Annotated in this window: 8 protein-coding genes; 7 read left to right on the plus strand and 1 reads right to left on the minus strand. The window is 42.6% G+C overall.

What is annotated here, in order from left to right:
• From H5202_RS04345 to H5202_RS04375, 7 genes are all read left to right on the plus strand, one after another.
• Window positions 1-205, plus strand: a 205-nt coding sequence (locus H5202_RS04345) for a hypothetical protein (RefSeq protein ID WP_220493764.1), incomplete at its 5' end; no start/stop codon positions are given.
• A 355-nt stretch (window positions 206-560) separates the two neighbouring features.
• Complete coding sequence (gene malQ, locus H5202_RS04350; protein WP_182770972.1) at window positions 561-2,831, plus strand: 4-alpha-glucanotransferase; 2,271 nt, start codon at window positions 561-563, stop codon at window positions 2,829-2,831.
• 13 nt (window positions 2,832-2,844) lie between these two features.
• Window positions 2,845-5,100: a 1,4-alpha-glucan branching protein GlgB gene (gene glgB / locus H5202_RS04355; protein ID WP_182770973.1), complete on the plus strand. Its 2,256-nt coding sequence runs from the start codon at window positions 2,845-2,847 to the stop codon at window positions 5,098-5,100.
• 15 nt (window positions 5,101-5,115) lie between these two features.
• Window positions 5,116-7,242 (plus strand): glycogen debranching protein GlgX, encoded by a 2,127-nt coding sequence (gene glgX / locus H5202_RS04360; RefSeq protein WP_182770974.1) that lies wholly within the window; start codon window positions 5,116-5,118, stop codon window positions 7,240-7,242.
• The gene (locus tag H5202_RS04365) at window positions 7,242-9,758 is read left to right on the plus strand and encodes a glycogen/starch/alpha-glucan phosphorylase (protein WP_182770975.1); all 2,517 of its coding nucleotides are present in this window, start codon (window positions 7,242-7,244) and stop codon (window positions 9,756-9,758) included. Before glgX ends, H5202_RS04365 begins: the two co-directional genes overlap by 1 nt.
• A 93-nt stretch (window positions 9,759-9,851) precedes the next feature.
• Window positions 9,852-11,114, plus strand: coding sequence for a glucose-1-phosphate adenylyltransferase (gene glgC, locus H5202_RS04370; RefSeq protein ID WP_182770976.1), 1,263 nt, complete (start codon window positions 9,852-9,854; stop codon window positions 11,112-11,114).
• Between the two features lie 9 nt (window positions 11,115-11,123).
• The gene (locus H5202_RS04375) at window positions 11,124-12,875 is read left to right on the plus strand and encodes a glycogen synthase (RefSeq protein ID WP_182770977.1); all 1,752 of its coding nucleotides are present in this window, start codon (window positions 11,124-11,126) and stop codon (window positions 12,873-12,875) included.
• Between the two features lie 191 nt (window positions 12,876-13,066).
• Here H5202_RS04375 and H5202_RS04380 read toward each other — a convergent pair whose 3' ends face one another.
• Window positions 13,067-15,460, minus strand: a complete 2,394-nt coding sequence (locus H5202_RS04380; RefSeq protein WP_182770978.1) for a TonB-dependent receptor plug domain-containing protein — start codon at window positions 15,458-15,460, stop codon at window positions 13,067-13,069.
• Window positions 15,461-15,602 lie beyond the last annotated feature (142 nt).

Below are 15,602 nucleotides of genomic sequence, written 5' to 3' on the forward strand. Positions count from 1 at the left end.
CGCAGGAGCTGTTGCCGAGAACTACTGTACTGACAACAGCTATGCTTACAATAACTATGCGTACAATAACTATGCCTACAACAACCATGCCTACAATCCGATTACTTATCTAGAAGATGCAGAACTCCTGCTGAATGATCAGATAATTAAAGGCATTGGTATCAAACACTCTGGAATGAGTGTTGCCCAGCAAGTTATTAAATAAAGATTAAACAAGCCTATCAGAATGCTCAATTGTTTGTGTAATTTGTTTGCTGCAAGATTACCTGTTCCTACTTGATATCAACCTTCTACACAACATCCCGAGCAACAATAATTAGAGTGATATTGATTGCTTAATTGCGCCATTTTGTGACTTGCGCCCAATTATAGTGCATTGAATAGTCCTAAAATGATTGAGTGTTTAAACATTCAAATGTCAACATCGATTGGTAAGTTGTTGATTTTTATTTAGTAATCGTTGTCATTTTATTGCCATTAATCTGTCTTCAATTTGTTATGATGAACTGGCATGGTAACTGCTGGAATTAATGCAGTTAATTATCGCGAGGGAGACAAATATGGGACTAGAGAAGTTGCTATATTTGCAAGGCGTTGGTGCAGAATTTATCGATTGTTTCGGTAATCTTGTCCACATACCCGCTAGGGACAGGCAGGGCATTTTAACCACGATGTTGTTGCAACCATCGTTTCATCAACATGAACATCTTCATGATGAGTCAAACCAACAATCATTTGATGTACAAGCTTTTACTCAGCAGCAATTATCACAGCCAAGGATAGACGCACGAATAGAGCAACTCGATGTACAGCCTTGGTTGGTTCCGCTACATACTTTTCAATGGTGCAGTATTGATAAGCCTCATGTTGATGTCTATCTGCCAGAGAATTATGCATCTGGTTTTGTGGTGACCATCAGCGGTGAAAATATTGACACAATCTCGGTGAGTGCCAATGTAAGTGATTGTGTTATAGCTGGCGAGTATCATATTAATGACAAGCGTTATTGCCAATATCGCTTAATGCTTGATAACGCGGCATTGCATTTAGGTTATCACCAAGTTGATTTAGCGTTTAATCATGATCCTCAGCGTAAAGACACCTTACATGGACAGTTTATGGTTGCACCGTCTACGGCTTATCAAGGTCGTTCAGCGCAACCATTTAACAACATTAAGCAATCATGGGGACTTAATGCGCAACTGTATGCTTTACGTAATGAAGCGCAATGGGGTATTGGTGATTTCGGTAATTTAGCTGAACTTATAGAGTACGCAGCCCATGCCGGTGCGGATTTTATTCTTCTCAATCCACTACATGCTGTAGACATCAGCCAGCCAGATAACCCCAGTCCATACAGTCCAACGGACCGCCGTCGTTTAAACCCTTTATATATACAAATTGAAGCCGTTGATGAATATAAGGCCCTTAATGGGGAACTATTATCACAGAAGTGGCAGCAAAAAAGGTTAGTGCTGAATCAAGCGCATCTTATTAATTACGATGAAGTGCACAGCCTGAAATACGCAGCCTTCGAGAAGATGTATCAAATATTTTGTTCTCACCACGTCAAGCTCGAAACGCCACGATACAAAGCCTATAAGGCATTTTTAGCACAAGATGAAGCTGCGCTGATGCAGTTTGTTACCGTCGAGGTGGAATTAGCACCTAAATATTTCACTCAAGATTTTGGCTTTTATTTGTATCTACAATTTGTCGCTAATGAGCAATTACAAGCTTGCCAGTTGAATGCAAAACAATTTGGTATGAGTATTGGGCTTATCCGTGATTTGGCTGTCGGGGCTGTGAGTCATGGCGCCGAAATTAGTGCTAATGCCGATTTGTTTTGTGATAACGCCAGTATCGGCGCACCGCCAGATCCTTTTGCTGAACATGGCCAAAATTGGGGCTTAACCCCATTCGATCCGGTTAAATTAAAACAGCATGATTATAGTCATTTTATCCAGTTGGTTCGCAGTAATATGCAAAGTTGCGGGGCGTTGAGAATTGATCATGTTATGGGATTACTGCGTTTGTGGTGGTGGCCACTACATGAAGAACTAGGTAATGGTTGTTATGTGTATTATCCACTAGAAACCTTGTTAGCCATTGTTTGCTTAGAAAGCCAACGTGCTCGTTGCATTGTGATTGGCGAGGATTTAGGCATAGTACCGCCGGAAATTGTGTCTCGTTTACACCAAGCAGGCATTTTATCTAATGAATTGTTTTATTTCTGTAAAGACCACAATGGGTTTAAACCACCACAAGACTACAAACGTCAAAGCCTGATGATGCTGGCTAATCACGATGTGCCCACACTTTCAGCGTGGTGGTTTAGTGCTGACTTACGCCTGCGACGTCAACTTGAATTGATTGAAACCGATGACAAATTACAGCAGACCTTGGGCCAGCGTCAGCAAGAGAAACAGCAACTAATTGACTTGCTTATCCGCGAGCAGGCGTTTGAGCTACCAGCATCCATTACATCGGTCGAACAGTTAGATTTTGACAGTGTTCTATTGGCATGGATATCTGTTGCTGCGAAGGGTAATGCCCAACTTTTTAGTGTGCAATTAAGTGATCTAGTTGCTGATAAACACGGGGTCAATATTCCCGGTACTTGGAAAGAGTTCCCTAATTGGCAACGTCGACTTCCCCTGTCTATGAAACAAATGGCTCAAAGTCCAAAAGTACAGCAACGTCTTGAAGCGATAGCATCGGCCAGAAAGTCCCGAACTCACGCCAGTGCTTTAAACCCAAGTACTGTAAAACCAAGGACTGTAAACCCAGGTGCTGTAAACACATCGTCATCCGATAAACTAGCCTACTAATGGATCATTGAATATGACTGTAGCGACCCCGTATTTTCAACAAGGTAGTGAAATAGCCTTATTAAATGGTGAGTACACAGATGTGTTTTCACTGCTTGGCATGCACAGTGTTAATGATGGCAAAGCGCTGGTGGTCCGTTGCTTAATACCTGGTGCAATCAGTATTGATGTGTTGAGCGCTAGGGATAGACGTAAAGTGGCGACGCTTGAACAAGTGAACGAGCAAGGTTTATTTGCCGGTAAAATGGGCCGCAGAGTGAAATATTTTGCTTATTTATTACGAGTGCAATATCCGTTGTGTGAGCAACTTATTAACGACCCATATCAATTTGACAGTTTACTCAACCCTGATGACTTGTATTTATTTTGCGAAGGAAGCCAGCTGCAAACTTACCGTTTTCAGGGGGCTAATTGGCGAGAGCATCACGGTGTAAAAGGGGTTCACTTTTGCGTTTGGGCACCTAATGCTAAGCAAGTTGCGGTGATGGGTGATTTTAATTTATGGGATAATAAACGCCACGTGTTGCGTCATCATCCAGCCAGTGGATTGTGGGATATTTTCATTGCTGACGTTGAACCCGACCAACACTATAAATATGCCATTAGCGATATGCATGGTAATCATGTCATTAAGTCCGATCCTTATGCGGTCGCCATGCAACCATCACCTCATAATGCGTCGAAAATACCCCGTATAGAATGTTACGACTGGCAAGATAGCCAATGGTTAACAGAACGGGCGAGTCATCAACCACATGCACAACCTATGTCTATCTATGAAGTGCAATTAGCCTCATGGCGCCGCAAGGGGAACGACGGTCAAGATTATACCGATTACTCGCAATTAATTGCCGAGTTAGTGCCTTATATTAAAGAAATGGGATTTACCCATTTGCAGTTAATGCCAATCAGTGAATACCCGTTCGACGGCTCTTGGGGTTATCAACCTGTGGGGTTATTTGCTCCGACATATCGCTTTGGTGATGCCAATGGCCTTAAAGCTTTTATCGATGAATGCCACCAGCAAGGCATTGCCGTGTTACTCGATTGGGTACCTGCACATTTTCCTCGAGACCCTCATGGCTTGGTGCGGTTTGACGGCAGTTGTCTATATGAACATGACGATCCCCGCAAAGGCGAACAACCGGATTGGGACACATTAATTTATAACTATGGCCGTGCAGAAGTACGAAGCTTTTTATACAGTAATGCCCATTACTGGCTAGATGAATTTCATTTTGATGGCTTACGCCTTGATGCTGTGTCGTCAATGCTATATCTCGATTACAGCAGAAGAGCAGATCAATGGATCCCAAATAAATTTGGCGGTCGTGAAAACCTCGAAGCCATTAGCTTTCTACAAGAATTAAACGCGCGCATGTACCAATGTTTCCCTGGCATTAACATGATTGCAGAAGAGTCCACCGCATGGCCAGGTGTGACGCAAGCTACCAGCAATAATGGCTTAGGATTTGGTTTTAAGTGGAATATGGGCTGGATGAACGACACTCTGCGTTATATCAGTTGCGATCCTCTTTTTAGGCGTTATCACCATGGTGAACTGACTTTTAGCTTAGTGTATGCCTTTACCGAACAATTCATTTTGTCACTCAGTCACGATGAAGTCGTTCACGGTAAAGGGTCGTTACTGCATAAAATTCCGGGTGACGACTGGCAGAAGTTCGCAACATTACGTGCTTATTATGGTTTTATGTGGGCCCATCCGGGTAAAAAATTATTGTTTATGGGCAACGAATTTGCACAACGCAACGAATGGAATCATAACCAGAGCCTAGACTGGCATTTATTAACCTATGCACCACATCAAGGCATGCAAGATTGGGTGCGCGATCTCAATCAATGCTATCAACAATATCCTGCATTATATCAACGCGATCATCATAGCGATGGTTTCCAATGGCTCGACTGCAATAATGCTGAAAATAACATTTTAGTGTTTTGTCGTTTTGGCACGGACAGACAACAACATGTCGTGATTGTGGTCAACATGTCTCCACAGGTTTATCACGATTTCAGAGTGGGTGTACCTGCGGAGCAATGCTACAGCGAAATGCTCAACAGCGACCATCGCCACTATGGCGGCAGTCACGTCGTCAATGATAATCCCTTTGAAGCTCAGGCTACGCCATGGCAGGGCATGTCACACAGTATTGTTATTACCGTTCCCCCGTTAGGTTGCAGCATTTGGGTTCCTGAACTGGGTGAACTAACTGTGCCAACGACAAAGCCAGAAGAGTCGGCGGAATAAGTGGGTACAGACACTATGGATTCAACTTTACAAGGGCATTTTATGGATATGACCAGCGGTTATCCTTATCCACTAGGGGCAACACTTGATGATAACGGGGTGAATTTTTCGTTATTTTCGGCTCATGCCACGAAAGTAGTGCTGTGTATTTTTGACCCCACTGGCAGTATTGAAATGACGCAATACATTATGCAGCATCAAACCCGACAAATTTGGCATTGCCACTTATCGGGTGCAAAAGCGGGACTGCTCTATGGCTATCGAGTTTTTGGTCCTTACCAGCCTGAACTCGGCCATCGTTTCAATCATCACAAATTACTGCTCGACCCTTACGCCAAAAGATTAGTCGGGGAAGTGACATACCACTCTTCGATTTATGGTTATGACATTGATGCGATAGATGAAGATTTATCATTCGATACTCAAGACAGTGCGCCATACATGCCCAAGTGTGAAGTATTGGACACCCGGTTTGTAGACGATATTCCTATTGCACCACTTAATATTAGTCTCGCAAGGAGCATTATATTTGAGACTCATGTTAAGGGCTTTACTCAACAGCATCCCGATATTCAATTGTCTCAACAAGGCACTTTTGCAGGTCTAGCAAGCCAACCTACAATCGATTATTTACAAAACTTAGGTATTACCTGCTTAGAGTTGTTACCCGTGCATGGCTTTTTTGATGAACCTTTTTTGGTCCAAAAAGGCCTTAATAATTACTGGGGTTACAACAGCATTGCTTTTATGGCCCCACATTCTGCTTATTTATCTGATGAGGGAGATATTGGCGAATTCAGACGAATGGTTTCTACACTTCATCTTGCTGGGATTGAGGTGATCCTTGATGTGGTCTTTAACCATACAGCCGAAGGAAACCATTTGGGACCGACTTACAGTTTTCGTGGTATCGATAATGCTAGCTACTATCGGTTATTACCCAATGAAAAACGTTTCAACATTAACGATACTGGCTGCGGTAATACTTTCAATCTTAATCATCCCCAAGTACTCATGTTGGTTATGGATTCTCTGCGCTACTGGGTCGAAGTGATGGGAGTGGATGGATTTAGATTTGATTTAGCCAGTTGCCTTGGACGAGAAGCCTATGGCTTTGACCGTGGAAGTGGCTTTTTTGATGCCATCACTCAAGATCCTGTGCTGTGCAAAGTCAAATTGATTGCTGAACCGTGGGACATTGGCCCGGGGGGTTATCAGTTAGGCAATTATCCAGTGGCATTCAGTGAGTGGAATGACCGTTATCGAGATGCTATGCGTCGTTTCTGGCGTGGCGACAGTGGTTTATCGCCTGAGTTTGCCAAGCGGTTCCACGGTTCAAGTGATTTTTTTGAACATAACGGTCGTGGCCCATCTGCCAGCATCAATTTTATTACTAGCCATGATGGTTTTAGTTTGCATGATTTGGTCAGTTACCGTGATCGTCATAACTTGGCCAACGGTGAAGAAAATCGCGATGGTCATCAGGAAAACTGTAGCAGCAATTACGGCATAGAAGGTGAGTGCGACGATGTCGATATTAATGCAATTCGCAGCCGCCAAAAACGTAACTTATTAACGTGTCTGTTGCTGTCTCAGGGGGTGCCGATGTTGTTGGCCGGCGATGAGTCTAGCCAAAGTCAGCAAGGAAATAATAATGCCTACTGCCAAGACAATCCTATCGGCTGGTTTGACTGGCAGCAAATAGATTGGTCGTTGGTGAATTTTACCGCTCAATTGATCACCTTACGTAAACGCTTTCCGATGTTGTGTCATCAAGCATTTATTCATAAACCTGAAGCACTATTCGATAATGGTTTAGCGTGGTTTAACCGCCAGGGTGAGGTGATGAACAAATCCCATTGGGGTGAGTATCAAACCCGCACTTTGAGTGTCATTTTAACGGGTAATTTAGGTGACGCTGATATTGGCGCCGCTGCTGAAAGTACAGAAGCATTGTTATTGATGATTAATACTGACGAGTTGGCACATACCTTTACTCTGCCGCAATTACCCCATCTTCGATATTGGCATTGTTTATTACATACCCAAGAAAGTGAGCCTTCAGTGGATGAGGATCAGCAAGTCAGTTTAATGAGTCGTAGTTTAATGTTATTTCATACCGAGTTTACAAGGAGCAATTGATGACCACCGCGAAAGATAACGCCAGTGCCAATATCAGTAAAACCAATAGTAAAGTTGAAGTCACTGCAGAGATATTAATAGACGAACAAAATTGTTCTCATGAAGAACCTTGCGATAGCTTAAAGGCTTTATTAGCAAGGCATATGCGCTATGAGTTATGCAGAGACGATCACGATAAACATGAACTTTTTAATGCCTTGGCACAAAGTGTTAAGGAACAAATGCTGGATGACTGGCGTCAAACACGGCTCAAGGATAATCAATATCAACAAAAACAAGTGGCCTATTTGTCATTAGAGTTTCTGATGGGCCGAGCATTAGGTAATGCATTATTAAGTTTAGACATTACCGAGGATGCTCAACAAGTACTCACTGAGTACGCCACTAACTTAGAACATATTGAACAAGTTGAGCATGATGCAGGGTTAGGCAACGGTGGACTTGGACGCTTAGCGGCTTGTTTTCTCGACAGTTGTGCTAGTTTGGATTTACCGGTTACAGGTTATGGTATCCGTTATCAATACGGCATGTTTGTACAAAAAATAATAGATGGTTATCAGGTAGAACGACCCGACCGTTGGTTACGTAACGGTAATCCATGGGAAGTCCGTATTTCTAATCATATTGTATCTGTGCCTTTTTATGGTCATACCGAAACCCATTCTTTTAAGCAGGGACATCGGCATCATGTTTGGGTTAACACTCAAAAAGTACTCGCGATTCCATATGATATGCCTATTCCTGGTTTTAAAAACAATCGTATTAACACGTTACGTTTGTGGAAAGCGGAAGCCAATGATGATTTCGATTTAGCAGAGTTTAATGAAGGTGATTATGCAGAAGCGGTAGCGACTAAAAACCTGGCAGAACAAATTACCATGGTGTTGTATCCCAACGACGCTAGCGTTAATGGTAAAGAGTTACGACTGAAGCAACAATATTTTTTATCTTCAGCCAGTTTACAGGACCTCTTAATCCGTTATGTGAACAAGTTTGGTGAAGATTTTAGCCACTTCAGTGAGCTTAACGTAATGCAGCTTAACGATACTCACCCTAGCATTGCGGTGCCAGAATTGATGCGATTGTTGCTTGACCAATATGGCTTAAGTTGGGATGCCGCATGGGCAATTACCAATCAGTCAATGGCATATACCAATCATACTTTATTGCCGGAGGCATTAGAGCGTTGGTCAGTTCCTATGATGAAAAATATGCTTCCTCGTATTGTCGAAATCATATTTGAGATTAATGCACGGTATTTGGAGTTGGTGGCACATCATTGGCCTGGCGACATTGAAAAACTAACTGAGATGTCAATCATTGAAGAGGGCGGAGAACAGCAAATCCGTATGGCCTACTTAGCTATCGTTGCCAGTTTCTCTGTTAATGGTGTGGCAGGATTACATACTCAGTTACTTAAAGAGGGGTTATTTAATAACTTCTATCAATTATGGCCTAACAAATTTAATAACAAGACTAACGGCGTTACCCCTAGACGTTGGTTAGCATTTTGTAACCCTAAGTTATCTTCGCTGATTTGTCGTCGTTTAGGCAATGATTGGATGAAGGATTTGTCACGCCTTAAAGGGCTGGGTGACTTTATCAGTGACAAAGCATTTGTTGACGAATGGGCCCAGGTAAAATTTGAAAATAAACAAGCATTAACCCAATTTGTGAAACAGCAGTGTGGCGTCGAATTTGACCCTAAGATGATGTTTGATGTGCAAGTTAAGCGTATTCACGAGTACAAACGCCAATTGATGAATATTCTACATGTTGTCCATTTATATCGACGTATTCTTAATGGCGATACTCAAGATATGGTCCCCCGTTGCGTATTAATAGGTGGCAAGGCTGCCCCTGGATATGCCATGGCAAAACAAATCATTAAGTTAGCAAATAATGTTGCTCATATGGTCAATTCTGATCCATTGGTGACGCCGTATTTACGCATGGCTTTCCTGCCTAATTATAACGTCAGTGCGATGGAGAAAATCTGTCCCGGCACTGATTTATCTGAGCAAATATCAACAGCAGGTAAAGAAGCTTCAGGTACTGGCAACATGAAGTTCATGATGAATGGTGCGTTGACCATTGGCACATTAGATGGCGCCAATATTGAGATGCTTGAAGAGGTTGGCCATGAAAACTTCTTCTTATTTGGCTTAAATGCGAGTCAAGTAACGCAAGTTCGTATGGATTACCAACCTCAACACATTATTGATCATTCACCAGCCTTTAAAGGGGTGATGAATATGTTAGAAAGTGGTCATTTTAATTTGGTCGAACCGGGAATTTTCGACAACATTCTTGCTTCGATCGCCGACCCTAATGATCAATGGATGACGGCCGCTGATTTTGACAGTTATTGTCAAGCACAAGAGCTGGTGGCAAAAACGTATCTTGATCAAGATAGTTGGCAACAAATGAGTATTAAAAATACTGCCGCAAGCGGACGATTTTCAAGCGACAACACCATAGCGGGCTACCGCGATGAAATTTGGATGAAAAAGTAAAACAGGGAAAGTGATGTGATGCCTCAAATAAAAGAAATCACATCAATGCTTATTTATTAATGGCTATATTAAATAGCAAAATGGAGTCTGCTTATGAGTGATATTCGTTATATTAGTAATTTAACCCGAGAGACCTATGCGTTGATCTTAGCGGGTGGACGTGGTTCACGCTTGCACGAGTTAACCGATTGGCGCGCTAAGCCGGCATTATATTTTGGTGGTAAATATCGCATTATTGATTTTCCATTATCAAACTGTATTAACTCAGGAATACGCCGCGTGGGGGTGGTGACACAATATAAGTCACATTCATTAATTCGTCATGTTACTCGTGGCTGGGGACATTTTAAAAAAGAGCTAGGAGAGTCGGTTGAAATACTACCGGCTTCTCAACAAACATCAGGTAACTGGTATCAAGGTACTGCAGATGCGGTATTCCAAAACATTGATATTATTAGACAGGAAATTCCGAAATATGTGATGATCCTATCTGGTGACCATATTTATCGTATGGACTATGCAGGCTTGTTAGCCGCCCATGCAGAATCAGGCGCGGAGATGACAGTGTGTTGTTTAGAAACACCTATCGAAGAAGCCGCTGGGGCTTTTGGGGTGATGGAAGTTGATAGCTCTCATCGGGTGATTGGCTTTGAAGAAAAACCCGCTGAGCCAAAACCGTTACCAAACGATCCAACAATGTGTTTAGCCTCTATGGGCAACTATGTCTTTAACACTAAGTTTTTATTTGAACAGTTAAAAAAAGATGCCAATAACGAAAATTCAGACCGTGATTTTGGTAAAGACATCATTCCAGCCATTATTGAAAATCACAAAGTGCTTGCATTTCCATTTTCCAGTGCGGTAGCTGGCCAACCTTCATATTGGCGTGATGTGGGAACATTAGATTCGTTTTTTCAAGCAAATATGGAATTGTTGTCACCGACACCGCCACTCAACCTTTATGATGCAAAATGGCCAATTTGGACTTATCAAGAGCAGCTACCACCTGCTAAGTTTGTGTTTGATGATGAAGATAGGCGTGGTATGGCTGTAGATTCTATCGTTTCTGGTGGCTGTATTATTTCTGGTGCTAAAGTTAAACGTAGTGTGCTGTTTGACGAAGTTCGTGTTTGCTCTTATTCGTTTGTAAAAGACTCGGTATTATTACCTGATGTGGTAGTACTCAAAAATTGTAAAATCCAAAATGCCATTTTAGATCGCGGTTGTATCATCCCTGAAGGTATGGTGATTGGTTATAATCAAGAACACGATAGAGCAAGAGGGTTTAGGGTATCCGAAAAAGGCGTTACTTTAGTAACACGTAAAATGTTGGGGTTACCTGTTGGTTACGTATAAGGACTGTAAATGACTCAAAATAGTGTAAAACGAGTACTGCTGGTGGCAGCAGAAAACGATGCACTGCATGGCGTTAAGGTTGGTGGCATGGCGGATGTTATCCGCGACTTGCCGCCAGCATTAGGCCAATGTCGCGTAATAGCCGATGTCGCTATGCCTAATTATGGTTTTTTAGCCCAACAATATCGAGCCGCACATATGGCTGATATTGAGGTCGATTTTGCAGGCGCGCGCCATGTTGTCACTGTGTATCGGATGCCCAGACCACAAAATAAAGATGCAATAGTGGATGTCGATATCGGTGAGCAAGATAATAATGGTGCTCAAATTTACCTATTCGATAATCCGCTGTTTAACCATCAAGGTCAGGTTTACTGTAACGGTTCGGCAGACCGACCATTTGCCGAAGATGCGACCAAATTTGCCCTGTTTTCCTTGAGTGTTGCCACATGCCTTGTCAACAGACTATTGCCCCGATTCGACGTGCTACATTTGCATGACTGGCACGCGGCAATGGTGGCGATGTTTCGCGGCTGCGTGGCGGAGTTTTCTGCATTACAGGCTATTCCCTGTGTATTTACTATTCACAACCTGGCATTGCAGGGGATCCGCCCCTATACCGGAGATGATTCGTCATTTGCCCATTGGTTTCCGCAATATATGGGAAAGTTAAATAAAATTGCAGATAACAGCTTGTTTGATCGACTTTACAACAATTGCATTAATCCAATGCGGATGGGCATTGTTCTGAGTGACAAAGTGCATTTAGTGTCACCGACTTATGCTCGAGAAGTCCTAATACCATCGGATCACCATAAAGGTTTTTTTGGTGGTGAAGGATTAGAGCTAGATTTAGCGGTTAAAGCGCAACAAGGCAATTTAGTAGGGATCATTAATGGCTGTGTTTATGATGATAAGCTTCTAGACAATATTGATCATCAAACGGGATACGCCGGGTTATTGCGCCAAGCAGAAGACACGATAATTAAATGGCAAGCTAAGGCTAATAACGTGAGTGTATTAGACACTATTGCGCTTACCCGCATAAGTCAGTATAAGCATGCTTTATTGGCGGAGCATCAACACTCAACAGAGGTGAGTAGCCACATTTCTGATGGTGACAAACAACGATTTTTGCTCACATCAGTAGGCCGGTTGACCGAGCAAAAAGTGTTGATATTATTGCAACCTTTTAGTGCAACTCAATCAACTCAAGCCACTCAAATAGATAAAAGCCTTTCCTCAGCAAAAACGGTACTCGAAGCGGTACTTGAATCGTTAAAGAAACATCAACCCAACGGGGTGTTTATGTTGCTTGGCAGTGGTGATCTGCATATTGCTAAGGTTCTGCAAGCGACAGCAGCTCGTTATGATAATTTTGTGTTTTTACACGGTTATGATGACGCATTTTCTGAGCAACTTTATCAATCGGGCAGTTTATTCTTAATGCCAAGTTCATTTGAGCCATGTGGGATAAGTCAAATGCTGGCAATGCGGGCAGGGCAACCTTGTTTGGTTCATGGCGTAGGCGGACTGAACGACACGATTACAGATAATGTCAGCGGTTGGGTATTTAATGGTGAGACGCTTGCAGCACAAGGACAAGCTTTGGTAGAACGTGTTAATCAAGTACTCGAGTTATATGGCAGCGATACTTGGCAACAGGTGAAGCACAATGCCGCCAAACAGCGATTTAGCTGGAACGAGGTCGCTAAGCAGTATCTTGCAAAGCTCTATGTCACGAATGCTAATGATCGGTAATCACTATCAGTAAACAATATCAGTAAACACGTTCAGCCAATATTAGTCAGTTAACAAGAAGGCTTAAGCCTTGTTATCGATTAATCGTTTTCTGTTCAGCTTGATGTAATGAAAAAGCCAATCAAACATGATTGGCTTTTTGTGTTTTCAGCGTGATTATCGGCTGATTAATGCTTACTAATAAAGATTATTTAGTAGGTGTAGCGTAGATCTAAGTAATAGTAGCCACCGTTAAAACCAAATGGAGTATTGGTGAGTGGGTATACAAATATGCCGTTAAAATTATTATCCTCTGGGCGTTTCTCTGGATAAGTATCGAATAGGTTCTGTACCCCTAATGTCACTGAAAGGTTATCGGTTGCACGGTAACGAGTACTCAGATCGGTAGTCCATCTTGCACCATATTCCACTTCACTAGATGAATAACCCACGGTATATTCACCGAAATAGCTGAAACGTAAATTAGTGGTGAAGTCATCATATTGATGAGTAAAACCGATGTTAGCGGTATTTTTCGGATTGGCTTCCGTCATACGAACGACTTCAATATTATCAAATAGTTCGTCTTCTAATCCATTGAGGATAGAAGGCAAAGAGATTGACTCAATTTCAGTTTCTTTGTACGAGTAAGCAAGGTTTGCTTTTAGGTCGCCATATTCACCGAGATCAAAACCTTGAGTGATAACTAAGTCTACACCTTGGGTTTTAGTATCAACCGCATTCATAAAGAAACGCGCCGAGTCTGCATTGGTGCCTTCAAGAATGGCAGCAATGGCGGGGGAGCTTTCTTTGTCGATAGAACCTGACAAAATGATTCTGTCATCAACATTGATTTCATAAGCATCTAATGTCACTGCAAAGCCATTGTCGCCAGTGTAAACAATACCTGCACTATAAGAGTGTGATACTTCCGCTTTAAGATCGGGAATACCTAGCTCAGCTCTAACCGGTGATAACTGGTTAAAGGTACCTGACTCTCTAGGGATAAACTCACCAGTATCTGGGTCTGGATCAAAGAAAGTGGATACGTTGGTAAAATAAAGCTGTTGTACACTTGGCGCGCGAAAACCTGTATCGGTGGTTAAACGAAGTGCCACACTGTCTGTTAGCTCATAACGACCGGACAATTTCCAACTGGTATTGCTACCAAAATCTGAATAGTCTTCATAACGAACCGCCGCCGCCCAATAAAAGTCATCGGTGAGTTGGTTTTCAAGTTCGATGTACAAACCAAGGTTTGTACGGTCTTCTTCTACTTCAGACTCTTTAGTAAAACCACCAAATCCCTGGCTACCACCTGATTTATCTTGGTAATCACCTTGGATATACGATTCTTCTTGGCCAGCTTCAATTTGATAGCCACTTTCGCGCCATGTGATACCCATTGCCACGAGTAAGTCAGAGTCATTGGCAAAATCGTAGTAGGTTGAAGCATCTACATTAAGATTTAGCTCACTGGTTGATAATGTTCCAGCATCAAAGCTTGTTGGGCTGTTAGGACCAAGCGAAGCGTTAATGCTGTTTTCTACATTGTATTCAAAGCTATTACTACCAAAACCAACAGAAGAATCGATTTCCCACTGGCCCAGTTCAAACTCATAACCTGTTACCAAGGAGTAATCAATAATTTCTGGACTAATTTGTGGTAAAAATCCGTCAGGATACACTTCAATAACATTACGAGAATCCAACGCACGACGATAAAAAGCGCCTGAAGTTGAGCTGCGTTTGCTAATACCACCAAAGGCATAAAGCTTACCCTTGGTATCGAACCCTTGTTCAGCATTCAAAAATAAGCCGTAGTTGTCATAATCACTGTCGCCAACATGATGGTTTTTACGATTGAATGTGGCTTCGCGTGGATCTGGGCTGCCGTCTGCTAGCGTTGGGTATTGCTGACGTGGGTCGAGACCTGCACGGTTAGTTGAATTTTTCTGATGTGCTTCTAAAGACACATTCACAAAACCGTCTTGGCTAAAACTAAAGCCTTGATTAATGCCAACACGTACTTGCTCACCGTCGCCTTCGTAAGTTTGGCCAACTTGAGCGACAATGCTGCCACCTTCGTCGCTGTCTTTCAGTACGACGTTAATGACACCCGCAATTGCATCGGAGCCGTATAACGCAGACGCGCCGTCACGTAAAATTTCAATTCGCTTAATGGATGTCATTGGAATGGCATTAAGGTCAACGTTTGATGAACCTTTACCTAACGTGCCAGCTAAGTGAACCAATGCTGAACCATGACGACGCTTGCCATTCACTAATACTAACGTGTGATCAGGTGACATGCCTCGTAAACTTGCAGGTCGAACCGCGTCACTTCCATCGGTAATGGACGAAAATGGAAAGCTGTAGCTTGGAGCCGCAAACTGCAATGCCTTGGCAGTTTCAGTTATACCTGTCGCTTCAAGTTGTTCTGAGGTAATAATATCGACAGGAGTTGCACTGTCTGTGGCGGTACGAAGGGCGATACGCGAGCCAATTACCTGAATACGCTCTAGGTTTTTACCTTCCTCTGCAGCGATTGCTACAGGGGCTGAAATACTGGCAATAACGGCCAAAGATACGAGACTTTTATACATTAGCAATCCTGCGATAACGTTATGATTAATTTTGTAACATTATAGAGAACTTATCTCGAGCATAGATTGTTTAATGCAGGCGTAGTTAGGTCAATCAGGCATATCTCATGACACTCTGATCTAGTTAAAGGTGATAATGACT

The sequence above is a fragment of the Shewanella sp. SG41-4 genome, from assembly GCF_014164505.1.
Lineage (GTDB): Bacteria > Pseudomonadota > Gammaproteobacteria > Enterobacterales > Shewanellaceae > Shewanella.

Bases quoted from the DNA above. Each gene is read 5' to 3' on its own strand.
- malQ (WP_182770972.1), top strand. From the start codon at position 561: ATGGGACTAGAGAAGTTGCTATATTTGCAAGGCGTTGGTGCAGAATTT.
- glgB (WP_182770973.1), top strand. From the start codon at position 2,845: ATGACTGTAGCGACCCCGTATTTTCAACAAGGTAGTGAAATAGCCTTA.
- glgX (WP_182770974.1), top strand. From the start codon at position 5,116: ATGGATTCAACTTTACAAGGGCATTTTATGGATATGACCAGCGGTTAT.
- H5202_RS04365 (WP_182770975.1), top strand. From the start codon at position 7,242: ATGACCACCGCGAAAGATAACGCCAGTGCCAATATCAGTAAAACCAAT.
- glgC (WP_182770976.1), top strand. From the start codon at position 9,852: ATGAGTGATATTCGTTATATTAGTAATTTAACCCGAGAGACCTATGCG.
- H5202_RS04375 (WP_182770977.1), top strand. From the start codon at position 11,124: ATGACTCAAAATAGTGTAAAACGAGTACTGCTGGTGGCAGCAGAAAAC.
- H5202_RS04380 (WP_182770978.1), bottom strand. From the start codon at position 15,460: ATGTATAAAAGTCTCGTATCTTTGGCCGTTATTGCCAGTATTTCAGCC.